Raw genomic sequence first — 18,000 nt, 5'->3', positions numbered from 1 at the left:
GCTGACGTCGAGTCGGCTTGAGCCGAACCGGCGGCAACGCCGCGCCCGACTCAGCCTGCCCCTTCCATCAGCGCTCGAGGCCCCCTCAGTCAGCGCTTGCCCGGCCGCCCCGCATCACCCTGTTTGCCGTCCGAATTTACATCGGTGTGCGTATCGTTCTGCGTCTGCTGCTGATACTCGTCGCCGCCACGGCGGTCGGTATCTTTCAACCCGCGTTCGAGATCCCGATGCGCCTGCTTGCCGACATGGCGCGGCTCATCCTCGTGCTGCGATTCGGGATCCTGATCGATTTCATGCGGTAACGGCGCGGCGGCATCCTGCAACGAACGCGGCTGTTTCTGCCCATGCGGATCGGCCTGCTTGTCGCCGTCCGACGATTGCGGTGAGGTCTTCATGATGTGCTCCTTCCCGTATTGAGTGAGATCGACTGGCAAACGCTCATCGCGCTTCGTCCAGGCGTTTTTTCATCGCGGCGGTAATGCGCTGGCGCGTCTTCGCATAGTCCGCCCAAGGATCGCGTGCGAGATCGGCGAGGCGTTCGTGCAGGTTCGCGATGGTCCACTGATCGCCGCCCGTGGTGGCTGCGACTTCGTCCCATGACAGCGGCACCGACACACCCAGCCCCGGCCGCGCGCGTGCCGAGAATGCGGCCACCGTGCTGGAGCCGCGGTTGTTGCGCAGGTAATCGACGAAGATCTTCTGCTTGCGATTCTGTGCGCCCATCTTCGCGCTGAATTGCTTGGGCAGCGTCGTCGCCATATGTTGCGCGACGGCTTGAGAGAAGTCTTTCACCTCGTCCCAGCCGGCCTGCTTCGCGAGCGGCACGACGACATGCAAGCCCTTGCCGCCGCTCGTCTTGCAGAACGACTTGAGGCCGAGTTCGTCGAGCAGCGAACGCGTGAGTTGCGCGGCTTCGATCATGCGCTCCCAACCGAGCGCCGCGTCGGGATCGAGATCGAACACCATGCGATCGGGCTTTTCGATATTGGCGGCAAGCGCATTCCACGTGTGAAATTCGACCGTGCCCATTTGCGCGGCGCCGACCAGCGCCTCGATCGTCTCGACGGTGATCAGCGGCGGATGGCCGGGGTCGAGACCGGGATGCTGCGTGACGTTCGGAATCGACAGCTTCTGGCTGTGCTTCTGAAAGAACAACTCGCCGCCGATGTCCTCGGGCGCGCGCACCAGCGACACCGGCCGGTCCTGCAGATGCGGCAGCATCCAGTCGGCGATGGACTCGTAGTACCGCACGAGGTCGATTTTGCGCGTGCCGGTGCTTTTGTCGATGACGCGGTCGGGGTGGGAGATGCGCACGCTTGCGACCTCGCTGGGGGTGGTTGTTCTGGTAGCGGTCTTTGCGGCTGTGGTCTTTGCGGCTGTGGTCTTCGAAGCGGTGGTCTTCGAAGCGGTGGTCTTCGAAGCGGTGGTCTTCGAAGCGGTAGTCTTCGAGGCGGTAGTCTTCGAGGCGGTAGTCTTTGAAGCGGCGGTCTTTGACCCACCCGCCTTCGACACCGCCCGCTTCTTCGGCGCGGCATCGGACCCGTTATCGGTTAGCTGTTGCACGTCGGCTCCTTGGCGGGATGTTTCCTTGACGATCTGACGCGCCGGCTTGTCGTCGCGCAGACTCACGAACGACGCCTGGCGCACGATGCCGTCGCTCGTCCACTCGGCGAAGTTGCATTCGGCGACGAGTACCGGTTCGACCCAGTGCACCGGTGTGCGGCTGCGCTCGCGCGGCGCGGCGGCGAACGGCATGCGCTTCGTCTCGTGCGCGTCGAGTGCTTTCTTGACCGAGCGCAGCAACGCGGCGTCGAAGCCCGTGCCGACCCGCCCGGCGTAGCGCAGCCGCCCGTCGCCGTCGTAGACGCCGAGCAGCAGCGCACCGAACGCCGCGCGGCTGCCGCCCGGTTCCGAATATCCGCCGATCACGAACTCCTGGCGCCGCCGGCACTTCAGTTTGATCCACGTCTGCGAGCGCCCCGACAGATAGCCGCTATCGCGCCGCTTGCCGATGATGCCTTCGAGCGCCATGTCGCACGCACTCCTGAGCAGTTCGTCGGCACTGAAGGCGAAGTCGTTCGAGAAGCGCAGCACGCTGTCGTTGACCTCCTCCAGCAGGGCGTGCAGAATCGCGCGGCGCTGTTCGAGGGGCACGCCGCGTAAGTCGTAGCCGTTCAGAAACGGCACGTCGAACAGATAGATGACGATGTCCTGCGGACGGTTCGAGTCGAACGCGTTTTGCAGCGCCTGAAAACTCGGCACGCCCTGTTCGTCGAGCACGACCGCTTCGCCATCGAGCCATGCGCTTTCGAGGCCGAGTCGGTCGAGCGCCTGAACCTGCTTGCCGAACTTCGCGGTCCAGTCGTTGCCCGCGCGCGTGAACACCTTGACGGCACTCCCTTTGGCGGACCGCTCGATGCGCGCCAGTACGCGATAGCCGTCGAATTTGATTTCGTAGGTCCAGTCGTCGCCGGGTGGAGCGGCGTCGACGAGTGTCGCCAGTTGCGGCTTGAACGTGGCGGGCAAGCGAGCCTTGAGCGCCCCTTCGATCGACGGCGACGCGGCGAGCTCGCGCAGAGATTCCCCGGTACGGGTGGAAACGATGTCGGGCCGCTTCGGGTCCGCACGGCTCGATGGCGCGGATTTTGTGTTGCGTCGGGCGGTGGCTTGTACAGCGGCCGGGAAAGTCCTGTTGGGAGGCGAATTCGTTGTCGAAGCCGTGGCAGGCTCTCTTGCGATGCTGCTTGCGCCCTTCCGTGTTTTGCCTTCGCCAGGGATCTCGTTTGCAATTTCGTCTTCGCTGCCGAGTGCAGTTTTACCCGCACGCCCGCTTGCGGCTTTCCCTTTCCCTTTGCTCGCAGTTTTGCCGGTGGCACCTTTCGAGTTCGCCCCACTCCCCGCTGCCGACCCGCCACCGAGCACACTCCCGGGACGCTTCTTCAGAACGTCATACTCGCTCTCGTCGCGCGCTTCATCGTCGCGCTCCTTGATCAACAGCCACTGTTCCTTGTCGCCGCTGCCGCGCATGTGACTGCGCACCAGTGTCCAGCCGCCGCGCAGCTTCTCGCCGTGAAGCTGGAATTTGAGCTTGCCGGCCGCATAGGCGCGCGCCGCCTCCGCCGCGCCGCCGACCGGTTCCCACGAACCGCGATCCCACACGAGCACGCTGCCCGCCCCGTAGTTGCCGGCGGGGATCTCTCCCTCGAACGAGCCGTATTCGACCGGGTGATCTTCGACGTGCACCGCCAGCCGCTTCACCGACGGATCGAGACTCGGCCCCTTCGGCACCGCCCATGACAACAACGTGCCATTGAGTTCGAGCCGGAAGTCGTAATGCAGCCGCCGTGCGTCATGCTCCTGAATCACGTACGCGAGCGTCGGGTCCTTCGAGCGGGACGCCGTTTTGCGGCCGGTGGAACGCTTCGATCCTGTCCGGGCGCCGGCGGGCTCCGGCGTTTCGTCGAAGCGACGCTTGCGGTGGTAGAGGTCGAGTCTGTCGTTCATGGCGATGACGTCGTCCAAAGTGATTGGGGTGTGGCGTTACCCGTTAGCGCAACGCTCAGGTGGCCGGGGCGTTCATGCGGCCGCGCGGCGCTTACGGGCCGCTGGCGCCGCGGCGGTTTTGCCCGCCGTCGCGCGGCCGCCGGCAGTACCGCCGCCGCTACTGCGACCGCGCGACGTGCTCGCCGCACGCGTCGTACGAGGCTTCTTGCGGGCCGGTTCCGAGGCCTTGCCGTCAGCATCGGCGTCGTCCTGATCGTCGTCATCGTCTGCCGCGCGCTTGCGAGCGCCTGCCGCCGGTTTGCCTTTGCCTCGGCCCAGGCTCCGTTTGAGCAGATCGGACAGATCGAGAATATCGGCCGATTGACGCGACTCGTGCGGCGCCTCGACCTCGGTGATTTCCTCGGTCTTGCCCGCGCGAATCTTGCGATCGACCAGCGCCAGGATGTCGTCGCGGAACGTGTCGTGATACTGCGAGGGATCCCACGCATCGCTCATGTCGTCGATCAGTTTCTTCGCCATGTCGAGTTCCCGCGCCGACACGCCCGCGGCCTTCATCCCTTCGGGCGGCAGCTTGAATTCGTCGAAGCCGCGCACCTCGGCGGCCCAGCGCAGCGTGTTCAGCGCCAGCACCGGGCCGACCGGAATCAGCGCTGCCAGATGCTGCTTGTTGTGCAGCACGACGCTCGCGACGCCGACCTTGCCCGACGCCTTCATCGCTTCGCGCAGCAATGCGTACACCTTCTCACCCTTGCGGTCGGGCGTCAGGAAATACGGCGTGTCGAGGTAGAGGAACGAGATATCGGGTGCGTCGACGAAGGCGAGGATGTCGACCGTCTGCGTCGACTCGGGATTCGCCGCGCGGATCTCGTCGTCCGACAGGACGACGTACTTATCCTTTTCGTACTCGAAGCCGCGCACGATGTTTTCGCGGCTCACGTCCTTGCCCGTGCGCTTGTTGATCTGTTTGTAGCCGACCGGATCGATCGTGCGCTTATCGAGCAGATTGAAGCCGACCTTTTCCGACTGCGTCGCCGGATACAACTGCACCGGCACGTGGACGAGCCCGAAACTGATTGCGCCTTTCCAGATCATGTGTGCCATCGTGCGCTCCCGTGTGCCGAAGACTAGAAACGAAGCAGCAAGCGTGCCACGGGTTGGCGGCCGTAGCCGGGCGCGGCGCGGGCGCGGCGCGGGCGTGGCGCCCGGCTACGGCGAGCGCAGCGGGCCCTGCTACACAGGCGGTAAGTCTTGCGTCAGGACGGCAAAAGCTACGGTGCGCGGCGCTATGCGGGCCCAGCCTCGGGCGCGACATCGACCGGCACGGCCGCGAAGCCGCGAAAGCGTACGCGTCCGCCACGCGTCGGCTCGCCAGCGAGGCGATACGTCGGAAAACGCTGCACGAAACGTCCGATTGCGATGCGCGCCTCAAGTCGCGCCAACGATAGCCCGGCGCATTGATGGATGCCGAAGCCGAACGCGAGATGCCGGTTCGGATCGCGGCGAATGTCGAAGCGGTCCGGCTCCGCAAACTGTTCCGGATCGCGATTGGCCGCGCCGATGCACAGCGTGACCGGCGTGCCGCGCGCGACCGCGGCGCCGCCGATCTCGGTGTCGACGGTCGCCATCCGGTTGCCGAGCTGGTTCGAACTCTCGTACCGCAGGCATTCCTCGACCGCCGTCTCGATCAGCGACGGCTCGCGCAGCAGCGCGGCGAGCTGGTCGGGCCATTCGGTGAGCGTGACGAGACCGTTGCCGATCAGGTTGGTGGTGGTCTCGTGCCCGGCATTCAGAATGAAAATGCAGTTCTGCAGCAACTCCGCTTCCGACAATTGCTCGCCACCGGCTTCGCCCTGGATGAGCCGTGTCAGCACGTCGTGCTGCGGGTCGCCCGGTTCGCGCCGGCGCCGCGCGACCAGTTCGCGCAGATAGTCGACGAACTCGCTCACCGCGCGATTGCCGCGTTCGAGCTGCGCGTCGCTAAGCGACGGTTCGAGCGCGCCGAGAATCGCGAGCGACCAGTCGCGCAGGGGCTCGCGCTCCTCGTGCGGAACGTCCAGCAGATTACCGATGATCTCGACCGGAATCGCTGATGCGAACTCGCCGATCAGATCGATGCGGCCACGCCGGGCCGCCGCATCGAGCAAGCCATCGACGAGGCGGATCAGGCCCGGCTCCATCGCCGCGATCGCGCGCGCCGTGAGCGCACCGGCGATCAGCTTGCGCACACGCGTGTGACGCGGCGGGTCGTTGAAGACGAGGCTGGTGGTGTGATGCGTATAGAGCGGCGAGTCGCCGTATTTCGGCTTGAACTCGACGGTCTTGTCGGAGCTGAAGGTTTTCGGGTCGCGGTAGACCGCTTGCACGTCGCGAAAGCGCGTCAGAAACAGCGAACCGTCCGGCATGCGCCGGATCGGCTCGTGGCTACGCAGCGCGTGGTAGACCGGATAGGGATTGGCGTAGAACGCGGGACTCAGGTGGCGAAGATCGAAGTCGCGTGCAAGGGAGGATGCGTCGCTGGCGGTCGCCGGGGTCATGCGGTTGTCTCCGTAGGGGTGCGCCTTGTTGCTTGTGCCAGTGTGTTGATTCTGACCTGCGCTGGCGGTGTCGGGCGCGCGAGGTCGGGACAGGCACGGGCTGGTGGGCGTCGTTGGAAGCGACAGTATGAACCGGGCGTGGAGGGATTGCACGATAGAAGCGCAACGGGATTCGCATGCGGACTCGCCCGGGTTGATTGGGCCTCGTCGTGGTAGTGCGACGCGTATGTCTCTCTCGGCGCGTTTGCACGCTCCGCACGCGCGGCACGGTGGCGCTGCTGAGAAACGGCGGCAGGTCCCGTCGCGTTTAGCGGTGACGTTTGACAGACGAGCCTGATGGACGCGTCCAACGGCGCGACGCATTCAACCGCCCCGCCTTTCGTTCCTGTTCTCGCAACCCGTCCCCGTGCCGCCTCCTGGGCGCTCACGATGGCACGTCCCACGGAACCGATACAATAGCGGGATTTTCCGCGCGCGCCGCGCGCCCTCTTTCCTGCGTCACTGCGTCGTCCATGAACCTCGTCATTCAAAGCCCCGCGCCTCTTTCGGCCGACCACCACACCACGCTCATCGCGCTCGCACGCGGCTCGCACGCCACCGTCATCGACGCGAACGCGCTTCGCATCGCCGACGCGAGCGTCGCGCAGCGCGGCGATGTCGAGGTCTATTGCGCGACCCATCAACTGGACTACGCGTTTGTCGAGGCTGGCCGCCAGTTGCGCGATTTCGGGCTGGTCGCGATGGACATGGATTCGACGCTGATCACGATCGAATGCATCGATGAGATCGCCGACTTCTGCGGGCTGAAAGCCGAAGTGGCGGCGATTACCGAGGCTTCGATGCGCGGCGAGATCAAGGACTTCAACGAAAGCCTGACGCGCCGCGTCGCGCTGCTCAAGGGTCTCGACGCGAGCGCGCTCGAACGCGTTTATGAAGAGCGCCTGCAACTGTCGCCAGGCGCGGAGCGGATGCTGGCCGGTGCGAAAGAAGCGGGATTGAAAACACTGCTGGTGTCGGGCGGATTCACGTTCTTCACCGAGAAACTGAAAGCACGCCTGGGTCTCGATTTCACGCACGCAAACACGCTCGAAATCATGGACGGCAAGCTGACCGGCAAGGTGATCGGCGAGATCGTGAACGCCGATGTGAAGGCACGCACGCTGTGCGAAACATGCGCCACGCTCGGCATCGAACCGACCCGCGCGATTGCGATGGGCGACGGTTCGAACGATCTGAAAATGATGGCCGCCGCGGGTCTGTCTGTCGCTTTCCGCGCGAAGCCGGTGGTACGTGAAGCGGCCAGCGTGGCGTTCAACCAGGTTGGACTGGACGGCTTACTGCGGTTGTTCTGACGCATTGAGGGAAACACCGCGCGGTGCAGCGCAGCGAGCGCTGCACCGTGTCGGTCTATCCGGACCGACACGCTTTCGCATCACAATGGCTGGCAGGAGCAGCGCCATATCACTGACGAAAGCGATGATCTTGACGATAGTCGCCCCGTCAAAATGCGCGCATGATTTTTTCCGATCCCAGCCAAATGAGTAGCTTCTTCATGCGTTCCTCCACGAGCGAACCGGCATAAGTGCAGCATTGTCTAAAAATTAGAATTCAGGCATACGTGTAGGATTGCCAACATAATCGCCACCGCATCGGCAAGAAGGATCGACAGCCCTAACGCATTTTCAGACAAATGCTTAGGCTTACTAGCTACTGGGGCAAAAAAAAGCCCACCGGGAAGGTGTCCCGATGGGCTTACATATGGCATCACCGTGGGGGTATCCCCGCAGCGAACGCACTCAGCCGTCTAGTTCAGCGCAGCGAGGCACTGCTCGATGTCCGCGCGCAAATCGGCCTCTTCTTCGAGGCCGATGTAGAACCGCACCAAGGTCCCGCGATGCGGCCACTGCCCGGCGGTGCGCATCGACGCGACGTCGTACGGCATGGCGAGGCTGTGCGCACCGCCCCAGCTCCAGCCGAGCGAGAAGAGTTCGAGCGACTCGCAGAACGTATCGATTTGCGCCGCGCTGTAACGCTCGTCGAATACGACCGAAAACAGCCCGCCCGCGCCCGTGAAATCGCGCTTGTAAAACTCGTGGCCAGGACAGTCGGCGATGGCCGGATGCAACACCGCGGAAATTTCCGGGCGGCTCTTCAGCCATGTCGCAAGACCGAGCGCCGCGCGGTCATGCTGCGCGAAGCGCAACTGCATGGACGGCAGACTGCGCAGTATCAGCGAGCAGTCGTCCGAGGAGACGCCGATCCCCATGCGCATGCGCGCCGCCTTCAGCTTCAGATGCAATTCGCGGTCGACCGTGATCGTCGCGCCCATCAGCACGTCGCCGCCGCCCGACTGATACTTGGTCAGCGCCTGCACCGAGATGTCGACGCCGTGCTCGAACGGCCGGAACGCGAGCCCTGCGGACCACGTGTTGTCGATGGCCGTGACGACGTTGCGCGCGCGCGCCGCCGCCGTGATCGCGGGCACGTCGGCCACTTCCATCGTCACCGAGCCCGGCGCTTCGATCCAGATGAGGCGCGTATTCGGCTGGATCAGATCAGCGATGCCCGCGCCGATCAGCGGATCGTAATAACGCACGCTGACGCCGAAATCGCGCGCCAGCCAGTCGCCATGATCGCGATTCGGCGAGTAGACATTATCGGGAATCAGCACGTCGTCGCCGGCCTTCACGAGGCCGAAGTACACATTCGAAATCGACGACAGCCCCGACGGCTGCAGCAGCGCATGCTTGCCGCCTTCGATCGCGGCGAGGCGCTGTGCGAGTGCGAGGGAAGTCGGCGTCGCATGCAGGCCGTAGCGCCATTGCGCGTCGTTTTTCCAGTCGAGCGCGCGCATGGTCGCGAGATCGGGGAACACGACCGTCGACGCTCGCGTGACCGGCATCGAGAACGACTCGAAGCCCGGCGTCAACTGGTCCTCGGCGCGCACGGTGCGGGTTTGCAGACCGCGTTTGAGTTTGGATTGGGTCATGGCGAAGTTCGATGAAAGCTGAGAGAAACGGATAAAAGCGGACAGAAGCGAGACGGAAGTGGCGAGCGCGTGGTTTCGGCACACGCGCCGCCTATGCAAGCGTAGACGAGCCAGCGAAATTGCGTCGGATCGACCGACGGCGCGCGTGGCAGCGGTTTCACTCGCCGGTTTGCAGATTGCTGACGCCGCCCACCGGCTGGCCGCCGGTCCTGGCGGCTGGAGCGGGTGCCGCAGCGGACCCGGCGGCGCGGCCGCTGGCCGAAGGTTGCTGCGCCGCTCCCGCTGCGGGCGTGACTCTGCCCGCCGCAGCGGGCACCGCCTGCCCCGCCGCGAGCGGCTTCAGATTGAACGGCTGCGGATCGGAATCGTCGACGTTCATCCGATCGCCCTCCACCGAGCCGTCCGCGGCGAACGTGCCGACCCAGTTACCGGTAATATGGGTGCCGTCGTTCGATTCCTCGACTTCGAGCGTATCCCCATTACGGTCGCCGGCGATCAGGATCACCTCGCCGGTATCGGTGTACTGATACTCGCCGTGCACGCCGGACGGATCGTCGGTTTTCGCACCGAGCCGCAGCACGATCTGACGCGAGCCCAGCGTGCCGGCGTAACGCGGGAATTTTGCGAACTCGGGGCTCGGCTTGAGCGGCAACTGGATCGCCGGAGGCGCCGCCAGTTGCTTGACCGCATCGCTTTCCGCCCAGGCCTGCGCGGGTGTCAACGCCACCGTGCCGGCGCACAGCAACGCGGCCGCGCTCATGATCGCCCAACCGCGCCGCGCCGTCGCGCCCTTCAGCGCATCCCTCATCGCGCCCTTCGCCGCGCCCTTCATCGCTTTCGATTCCCGCATCCGTTCCTTCCTCATTACCTTGATACCTGCTTGCTACCGGTTCACCACGCGCGTCAAATCCGCTCGAAGATCGCCGCAATACCCTGCCCGCCGCCGATGCACATCGTGACCAGCGCATAGCGCCCGCCGATCCGCTGCAATTCGTACAGCGCCTTGACGGCGATCAGCGCGCCGGTCGCGCCGATCGGATGGCCCAGCGAAATGCCCGAGCCGTTCGGATTCACCTTCGCCGGATCGAAGCCGAGTTCCTTGCTGACCGCGCAGGCCTGCGCGGCGAACGCTTCGTTCGCCTCGATCACGTCGAGATCGGCGACCGTCAGGCCGGCGCGTTCGAGCGCCTTGCGGGAGGCCGGCACCGGACCGATGCCCATGTACGCCGGATCGACGCCGGCGTGCGCATACGACACCAGCCGCGCGAGCGGCTTCACGCCGCGCTGTTCGGCGACACCGCGCTCCATCAGCACGAGCGCCGCGGCGGCGTCGTTGATGCCCGACGCGTTACCGGCCGTCACCGTGCCGTTTTCCTTCGCGAACACCGGCTTCAGCTTCGAGAAGTCTTCCGCCGACGCGTTCATGCGCGTGTGTTCGTCCGTGTCGAACACGGTGTCGCCTTTCTTCGACGCCAGCGTGATTGGCAGGATCTGTTCCTTGAAGTAGCCGCTCGTGATCGCGTGAGCCGCGCGGCGGTGCGATTCGAGCGCGAGCGCATCCTGGGCTTCGCGCGAAATGTCATATTTGCGCGCGATGTTTTCGGCGGTCACGCCCATGTGGATCGACTGGAACGGGTCATTCAGCGCGCCCACCATCATGTCGACGAGGCGCGCGTCGCCCATGCGCTGACCGAAGCGCGCGGCGGGCATCGAATAAGGCGCGCGGCTCATGTTTTCCGCGCCGCCGCCGATCGCGATGTCGGCGTCGCCGAGCAGGATGCTCTGTGCGGCCGAGACGATCGCCTGCAGGCCCGAGCCGCACAGGCGGTTCACGGTCAACGCGGGCGTGTGCTGCGCGACGCCGCCGTTGATCGCGGCGACGCGCGCCAGATACATGTCTTTCGGTTCGGTGTGCACGACGTTGCCGAACACCACGTGGCCGACTTCGTCGCCCGATACGCCGGCGCGCGTCAGCACTTCACGCACCACCCGCGCGCCGAGATCGGTCGGCGAAAAATCCTTCAGACTGCCGCCAAAGCCGCCAATTGCCGTACGCACACCGCTTACCACCACCACGTCCCGTTGCATCGCTCGCTCCTCTCTAGTCTATGAAAGTCTCATATAGATGATCTTGACTTGGCGGGCCGCGCGTCGCGGCGCATGGTTTTGCGTTCAGCCCGCCAGAATTCGTTCGACGCTGGCACGCGAAGGAATCGGCGCCACCGCGCCGTAGCCTTGCGTGGACAGCGCCGCGGCGACGTTCGCGTAGCGCGCCGCCGCAAAAGGATCGTCGCCCTCGACAATGCGCGCGATGAACGCGCCGCCGAAACAGTCGCCCGCGCCGGTCGCATCGACCGCGTTGACGACGTGGCCCGGCACGACGCGCCGCTCGTCGGGCGTCGCGATATACGAGCCTTCCTTGCCGAGCTTCAGCGCAACCACACGCGGACCCTGTGCGAGCAGGAAATCGACGATCTCGTCACGCCCCGTCAAGCCGGTTAGGTCGGTGACGTCGTCCCAGCTCGGCAGACAAATGTCGGTCTGGCGGATCGCTTCGAGCATCACCGCGCGGGCCCGCGCGAGCGGCCACAGCTTCAGGCGCAGGTTGGTGTCGAAGCTCACGCGCACACCGTTGGCGCGTGCATGCGCGATCGCTTCCAGCGCGGCATCGCAGGCGCTCAGGCTGATCGCGAGGCTGATGCCGGACAGATGCACGACCTTGGCCGCGGCGATCGCGTCGCGCGGCAAATCGTGCGGCGCGTAGCGGCTCGCCGCCGAACCGGCGCGCAGGTAATCGAACGCGTGGCCGTTCGGGCCATGCGACACGAAATAGACGCCGGTGGGCGCGTTCGGATCGACGCGCACGAGCGACGTATCCACCTGCTCGCGCTCCCACAGATCGACCAGCAGACGCCCGAAATGATCCGCGCCGACCGCCGACACGAAACCGGCGCGCGCGCCCTGGCGCGCCGCCGCGATGCAGAAGTTCGACGTGTCGCCGCCGAAGCCCTGCAAATAGTTCGGCTGGTCTTTCGCCGACTGGTTGAATTCGATCATCGCCTCGCCGAGGGCGAGGATCGCTGCGGGCTGGCTTTCCGGCGTTGCGGCAATGCTGACGGTCATCGCTTAGACCTCGCCCCACAGGTCGTGGCCGTCGGCGCCGGTGATCTTCACCGACACGAAATCGCCAACCTTATAGCGTTTGGACGCCTTGGTCGCCGGCGCGATATACACGACGCCGTCGATCTCCGGCGCATCCGCCGCGGTGCGGCCAATGCCGCCGTCGGCGTTGATCTCGTCGACCAGCACCTTCAGCGTCTTGCCAACCTTCTTCGCGATCCGTTTCGCCGACACTTCCTCCGCCACTTCCATGAAACGCGCGCGACGTTCTTCTCGCACTTCGTCGGGCAACGCGCCGTCGAGTTCATTGGCGCTCGCGCCCTCGACCGGCGAATACGCAAAGCAGCCGACGCGGTCCAGTTCCGCCTCACGGATGAAGTCGAGCAGCGTCTCGAACTGCTCCTCGGTCTCGCCCGGGAAGCCGGCGATGAAGGTACTGCGAATCGTCAGATCCGGGCACATCTCACGCCATGCCTTGACGCGCTCCATCACCTTCTCGGCGTTGGCCGGGCGCTTCATGCGCTTGAGCACTTCGGGATGCGCGTGCTGGAACGGCACGTCGAGATACGGCAGCACGTGGCCCTTGTACGGGCCTTCGGCCATCATCGGAATCACTTCGTCGACGCTCGGGTACGGATACACGTAATGCAGACGCACCCACGCACCGTATTGCGCGGCGAGTTCGCCGAGCGCGCCGACCAGATCGGTCATGCGCGTCTTGATCGGCTTGCCGTTCCAGAAACCGGTGCGATATTTGACGTCGACGCCGTAGGCGCTCGTGTCCTGAGAAATCACCAGCAATTCCTTCACGCCGGACTTGAACAGGTTTTCCGCTTCGAGCATCACTTCGGCGACGGGGCGCGACACGAGGTCGCCGCGCATCGACGGGATGATGCAGAACGTGCAGCGGTGGTTGCAGCCTTCGGAAATCTTCAGATACGCGTAGTGACGCGGCGTGAGCTTGATGCCCGCCGCGGGCACCAGGTCGACGAACGGGTCGTGCGGCTTCGGCAGATGCGTGTGCACGTGCTGCATCACTTCGCCGACCGCGTGCGGGCCGGTCACGGCCAGCACCTTCGGATGCACCTCTTCGATCAGCCCCGAGCCGCTGCCGCTCTTCTTCGCGCCGAGGCAGCCGGTGACGATCACCTTGCCGTTCTCGTTGAGCGCTTCACCAATTGCGTCGAGGCTTTCCTGCACCGCTTCGTCGATGAAGCCGCAGGTGTTGACGACCACGAGGTCCGCGCCGTCGTACGTACCGGAAATTTCGTAACCTTCGGCGCGCAGCTGGGTGATGATCTGCTCGGAGTCGACTAGCGCTTTCGGGCAGCCGAGCGAGACAAAACCGACTTTAGGTGCGGCCGCGGGCGCGGCGGTCAAGGCAATCGTGGGGGTGGCAGACATGGGGGACCGCATGAAGACGTTAAACCTTGAATTGTAGCGGTTCGGCACGGCCGCCGCTCGTAAGTCTTTGAATTTTAGCGCTCAACCGGCCACGGCCTCGGCCGGATCGAACTGCTCGGCGTATTCGGGTCGAGCTGCGCGGAGCGCCGCACCGGAAGCCAGCGCCTGCTCGATCACGCCGAGAATTTCGTGCGAATCCTGCACCCGCCGGATCGCCGCGTGCAGTTCGGCCGCCTGCGGCCAGGTCCGCTGCAGGTAGCTGAGCCACTTCTTGACGCGGCCATGCTCGTGGCTGTGCGTCGCGCGGGCCTGCAACTTCTTCAGATATCCGGCGATATCGCGAAGCACACGCCGCCATTCCACATCGGACGGGAACGGATCCATCTGTCCGCGGATTCGCAGCGCGAGGAACGGGTCCGACACGGCGCCGCGACCGAGCATCACGTCCGCGCAGCCGCTAACGGCCCGGCACCGCTCCCAGTCCGCCACGCTCCAGACTTCGCCGTTCGCGATGACCGGTACGCGGACGGCCGCGTCGATGTGCGCGATCCATTCCCAGTGGGCCGGCGGCCGGTAGGCCTGATCGCGCGTGCGCGCATGGACGACGAGCGAGGCCGCGCCGCCCTCCGCAAGCGCGACTGCGCAATCGATCGCCCGCGCAGTGTCGGACAGACCGAGGCGCATTTTCGCCGTCACGGCGACGCTGGCCGGCACCGCCGCGCGAACGGCCGAGACGATCCGGTGCAATTGCTCGGGGTCGGCCAGCAGCATGGCGCCGCCGCCGTGCTGATTAACCAGCTTGGCGGGACAGCCGAAGTTCAGGTCGACGCCGTACGGCGACAAGGTGGCCGCTTGCGCCGCGTTGCGGGCCATCCACCCGGGATCGCTGCCGAGCAGCTGAATCACCATCGGCGTGCCGCTCGCGGTGCGGCTTCCGTGGAGGACTTCGGGCGCCTCTCTCTCGTAGACGCGGGGGGGCAGCAACGACCCCGTCACGCGAACGAACTCCGACACGCAGCCGTCGAAGCCGCCCGTGCCGGTCAGCACGTCGCGCAATACGTAGTCCGCGAGCCCCTCCATCGGGGCGAGAAACAGCCGGCTCATGCGGGGGCCTGCGTAAGCGGTCCGCCGGTCAAACGAGGCTGACCGGTCCGGCCTTCAGAGTCGAAGGGGGCGGTGCGGTGGGGAAAGTGATCTGCGACGTAAAGCAAAGCGGGCCCGGCTGGAGCGGTGACGATGGCGATGACGAGAATGGGGGAGCGGTGAAGCAAGGGGTCAAGGGTTATGAAAACCCCACCCTATGGAAGAGCACCTACACGCTCAACCCGTAATTGTACCGCGCCGGCGGCTATGCGCCTGTGCGATGCATGGGCACAAGCGCGGAGGCAGTGCAGGCGGCGCCGCAAACAGCGGCATGCCAAATGTCGCCGCTGCCCCCTTGAAGGCGTCACGTCAGAAACACGCGCACACCCTACGCTGTTACTTCTTCTCCGGCTCCGGATCGGTTTGCGGCGTACCCGGTGCGTTGCCGACATTGCCGGCATTGACCGCGCCGCCAGGCGTAAACGGGAAGGTGGCGAACATCGACTTCGCCTGGTTCTGCATCTGCTCCTGCATCTGCACGAACATGTTCTTCGACTGCTCGATATAGCTGGTCATCATGCCCTGCATCATCGGGGCCTGCATGTTCATGAACTGCGACCAGACTTCCGGATTCATCGCCTTGCCTTCATACAGATTCTTCGACTGGTCGGCGAGCTTCGCCTGAATGTCGATGAAGGCCTGGATGTTCTTTTCCAGATACGTGCCCATCATGCCCTGCATCGCATGACCGTAAAAACGGATGATCTGCGACAGCATCGACGACGAGAACATCGGCAAGCCGCCGCTCTCCTCCTCGAGGATGATCTGCAACAGGATGGCGCGCGTCAGGTCCTCGTTGCTCTTCGCATCGATGACCTTGAAATCTTCCTGATCGAGCACGAGCTGCTTGACATCCGTGAGCGTGATGTACGTGCTTGTCTCGGTATCGTAGAGCCGACGATTCGGATATTTCTTGATCAGTCGATCGGCTGTTTTCTTTGTAGTAGTGGTCATGTAACGCCTTTGAGCGCGAGTTGAGCGCGGAAACGGCGTCAGCCGGCTGCGCAATCGGGCATTGCGCAACCGGGACGCCGCCGGAACCATCTGAGCCGCAGCGCGCCGCCTTGTGAGCGGCGCGCCGGTGACTCAGCCCATATGCAAACCGCCGTTCAGCGAAAAATCAGCGCCCGTGGAGAAGCCCGACTCATCCGACGCGAGCCACGCCACGATCGAGCCGATTTCGTCCGGCTGACCCAGGCGGCGCACCGGAATCGTCGCCACGATCTTTTCCAGCACGTCCGGACGGATCGACTTGACCATGTCGGTGCCGATGTAGCCCGGCGACACGGTGTTGACCGTCACGCCCTTGGTGGCCACTTCCTGCGCGAGCGACATCGTGAAGCCGTGAATGCCGGCCTTCGCGGTCGAGTAGTTGGTCTGCCCGAACTGGCCTTTCTGGCCGTTCACCGACGAGATGTTGATGACACGGCCCCAGCCACGCTCGACCATGCCGTCGATCACCTGCTTCGTGACGTTGAAGAGGCTGGTCAGGTTGGTGTCGATCACCGCCGTCCAGTCTTCGTGCGTCATTTTACGGAACACGACGTCGCGCGTAATGCCGGCGTTGTTCACCAGCACGTCGATCTCGCCGACTTCGGCCTTGACCTTCTCGAACGCGGCCTTGGTCGACTCCCAGTCGCCGACGTTGCCTTCCGACGCCACGAAATCGAACCCCAGCGCCTTCTGCTCTTCGAGCCACTTCACGCGGCGCGGCGAATTCGGGCCGCAGCCCGCGATCACCTTGAAGCCCTCTTTGTGCAGTCGCTGGCAAATGCTCGTGCCGATACCGCCCATCCCGCCCGTTACGTACGCAATTCGCTGTGTCATAAACTACACTCCGTTATCGTTTTTTCGAGGCGCCGACCGGCAACCTCTCCCCTCGATGGTGCTTCATCTCCAATGCCGCCGGGCGACCGGCCGACGAGGCCACTGCTGACACCACGCGCCATCTGCTTCGCCGTGACGCGCGGCAACCTTGCCTGATGCCTTGCCGGCCGGCGCTTCGCTGCGCCGGTCAGCGCGGCGTACTCAGGCGCGCTCGAGCGCCAGCGCCACACCCATGCCGCCGCCGATACACAGCGACGCCAAACCCTTCTTCGCATCGCGCTTCTGCATTTCGTGCAGCAGCGTGACGAGAATCCGGCAGCCCGACGCGCCGATCGGGTGGCCGATCGCGATCGCGCCGCCGTTCACGTTGATCTTCGACGTGTCCCAGCCCATCTGCTGATTCACGGCGCACGCCTGGGCGGCGAACGCTTCGTTGATTTCCATCAGGTCCAGGTCGGCCGGCGTCCAGCCAGCGCGTTCCAGACAGCGGCGCGAAGCCGGCACCGGGCCCATGCCCATCACCTTCGGATCCAGACCGGAGGTCGCGTAAGCCTTGATGCGCGCAAGCGGCGTGAGGCCGAGCGCCTCGGCCTTCTTCGCCGACATCACCAGCACCGCCGCCGCACCGTCGTTCAGACCGGACGCGTTGGCCGCCGTGACCGAGCCTTCTTTCGAGAACGCCGGCTTCAGGCCCGCCAGCGATTCCGCCGTCACGCCGTGACGCACGAATTCATCGGTAGCGAAACGCAGCGGCTCGCCCTTGCGTTGCGGGATCTCGACCGGCACGATTTCGTCGTCGAAACGGCCCGACTTCTGCGCGGCTTCCGCCTTGTTCTGCGAGAGCGCCGCGAACGCGTCCTGCTGTTCGCGCGTGATACCGTATTCCTTCGCGACGTTTTCCGCCGTCACGCCCATGTGGTACTGGTTGTAGACGTCCCACAGACCGTCGACGATCATCGAGTCGATCAGCTTCGCGTCGCCCATGCGGAAACCGTCGCGCGAACCCGGCAGCACGTGCGGCGCCGCGCTCATGTTTTCCTGACCGCCCGCGACGACGATGTCCGCGTCACCCGCGATGATGGCATTAGCCGCGAGCATGACCGACTTCAGACCCGAGCCGCATACCACGTTGATCGTCATGGCCGGCACTGCCGCGGGCAGGCCCGCCTTGATCAGCGACTGACGCGCCGGGTTCTGGCCGGAGCCGGCCGTCAGCACCTGCCCCAGGATCACTTCGCTCACCTGCTCGGGCTTCATACCGGCCCGTTCGAGCACGGCGCGGATCACCACCGCGCCGAGATCGGGCGCAGCGATCTTCGCCAGCGATCCACCGAATTTGCCTACTGCCGTACGGGCGGCCGATACGATCACAACATCAGTCATTTCCATATCCTCCGGGCACGCCGGCCAACTGCGCCGCAGCCCGTCAAGTTAAAAATTCGTTGCTCTTACGCCCTTGCTCAATCAGACGCTCATTCA

Annotated in this window: 14 protein-coding genes; 1 reads left to right on the top strand and 13 read right to left on the bottom strand. The window is 64.9% G+C overall.

All coding sequences use genetic code 11. From position 1 onward, the window contains the following. Window positions 1-89: 89 nt before the first annotated feature. From PQQ53_RS12660 to PQQ53_RS12645, 4 genes are all read right to left on the bottom strand, one after another. Window positions 90-395: a hypothetical protein gene (locus PQQ53_RS12660; protein WP_408324310.1), complete on the bottom strand. Its 306-nt coding sequence runs from the start codon at window positions 393-395 to the stop codon at window positions 90-92. A 43-nt stretch (window positions 396-438) separates the two neighbouring features. Then, entirely contained in the window at window positions 439-3,504 is a 3,066-nt protein-coding gene (gene ligD, locus PQQ53_RS12655) for a DNA ligase D (RefSeq protein ID WP_408324308.1), read from the bottom strand. A 72-nt stretch (window positions 3,505-3,576) separates the two neighbouring features. Continuing rightward, window positions 3,577-4,605: a non-homologous end joining protein Ku gene (ku, locus tag PQQ53_RS12650; protein WP_408324306.1), complete on the bottom strand. Its 1,029-nt coding sequence runs from the start codon at window positions 4,603-4,605 to the stop codon at window positions 3,577-3,579. A gap of 182 nt (window positions 4,606-4,787) precedes the next feature. After that, window positions 4,788-6,038: a cytochrome P450 gene (locus tag PQQ53_RS12645; protein WP_408142456.1), complete on the bottom strand. Its 1,251-nt coding sequence runs from the start codon at window positions 6,036-6,038 to the stop codon at window positions 4,788-4,790. 512 nt (window positions 6,039-6,550) lie between these two features. Between PQQ53_RS12645 and serB the strand changes: the two genes are divergently transcribed. Next, window positions 6,551-7,390, top strand: coding sequence for a phosphoserine phosphatase SerB (gene serB, locus PQQ53_RS12640; protein ID WP_408142458.1), 840 nt, complete (start codon window positions 6,551-6,553; stop codon window positions 7,388-7,390). Between the two features lie 452 nt (window positions 7,391-7,842). On the opposite strand, the gene PQQ53_RS12635 is transcribed toward serB, so the two are convergent. The 9 genes from PQQ53_RS12635 to PQQ53_RS12595 all read right to left on the bottom strand — a co-directional run bounded on the left by PQQ53_RS12635 (window position 7,843) and on the right by PQQ53_RS12595 (window position 17,904). Continuing rightward, window positions 7,843-9,027, bottom strand: a complete 1,185-nt coding sequence (locus PQQ53_RS12635) for a cystathionine beta-lyase (RefSeq protein WP_408142460.1) — start codon at window positions 9,025-9,027, stop codon at window positions 7,843-7,845. Window positions 9,028-9,184: 157 nt separating this feature from the next. After that, a complete protein-coding gene (locus PQQ53_RS12630) occupies window positions 9,185-9,877 on the bottom strand; it encodes a hypothetical protein (protein ID WP_408324303.1) in 693 nt (230 codons plus the stop codon). Window positions 9,878-9,930: 53 nt separating this feature from the next. Further along, window positions 9,931-11,115, bottom strand: coding sequence for a beta-ketothiolase BktB (gene bktB / locus PQQ53_RS12625; RefSeq protein WP_408324301.1), 1,185 nt, complete (start codon window positions 11,113-11,115; stop codon window positions 9,931-9,933). An 84-nt stretch (window positions 11,116-11,199) separates the two neighbouring features. After that, the gene (locus PQQ53_RS12620; RefSeq protein ID WP_408142465.1) at window positions 11,200-12,150 is read right to left on the bottom strand and encodes a sugar kinase; all 951 of its coding nucleotides are present in this window, start codon (window positions 12,148-12,150) and stop codon (window positions 11,200-11,202) included. A gap of 3 nt (window positions 12,151-12,153) precedes the next feature. Further along, the gene (gene rimO, locus PQQ53_RS12615) at window positions 12,154-13,551 is read right to left on the bottom strand and encodes a 30S ribosomal protein S12 methylthiotransferase RimO (protein ID WP_408324299.1); all 1,398 of its coding nucleotides are present in this window, start codon (window positions 13,549-13,551) and stop codon (window positions 12,154-12,156) included. Window positions 13,552-13,632: 81 nt separating this feature from the next. Then, a complete protein-coding gene (locus PQQ53_RS12610) occupies window positions 13,633-14,655 on the bottom strand; it encodes a tRNA dihydrouridine synthase (RefSeq protein ID WP_408324297.1) in 1,023 nt (340 codons plus the stop codon). A 375-nt stretch (window positions 14,656-15,030) separates the two neighbouring features. Further along, entirely contained in the window at window positions 15,031-15,648 is a 618-nt protein-coding gene (gene phaR / locus PQQ53_RS12605; RefSeq protein ID WP_408142471.1) for a polyhydroxyalkanoate synthesis repressor PhaR, read from the bottom strand. 132 nt (window positions 15,649-15,780) lie between these two features. Next, window positions 15,781-16,521, bottom strand: a complete 741-nt coding sequence (locus tag PQQ53_RS12600; protein WP_408143228.1) for a 3-ketoacyl-ACP reductase — start codon at window positions 16,519-16,521, stop codon at window positions 15,781-15,783. Window positions 16,522-16,722: 201 nt separating this feature from the next. Then, window positions 16,723-17,904: an acetyl-CoA C-acetyltransferase gene (locus PQQ53_RS12595; RefSeq protein ID WP_408152568.1), complete on the bottom strand. Its 1,182-nt coding sequence runs from the start codon at window positions 17,902-17,904 to the stop codon at window positions 16,723-16,725. Window positions 17,905-18,000 lie beyond the last annotated feature (96 nt).

Source organism: Paraburkholderia strydomiana (genome assembly GCF_046030495.1).
Taxonomy (GTDB): Bacteria; Pseudomonadota; Gammaproteobacteria; order Burkholderiales; family Burkholderiaceae; genus Paraburkholderia; species Paraburkholderia strydomiana_A.
The sequence above is the reverse complement of the archived record's forward strand: the minus strand, read 5'-3'. Positions and strand labels throughout refer to the sequence as shown.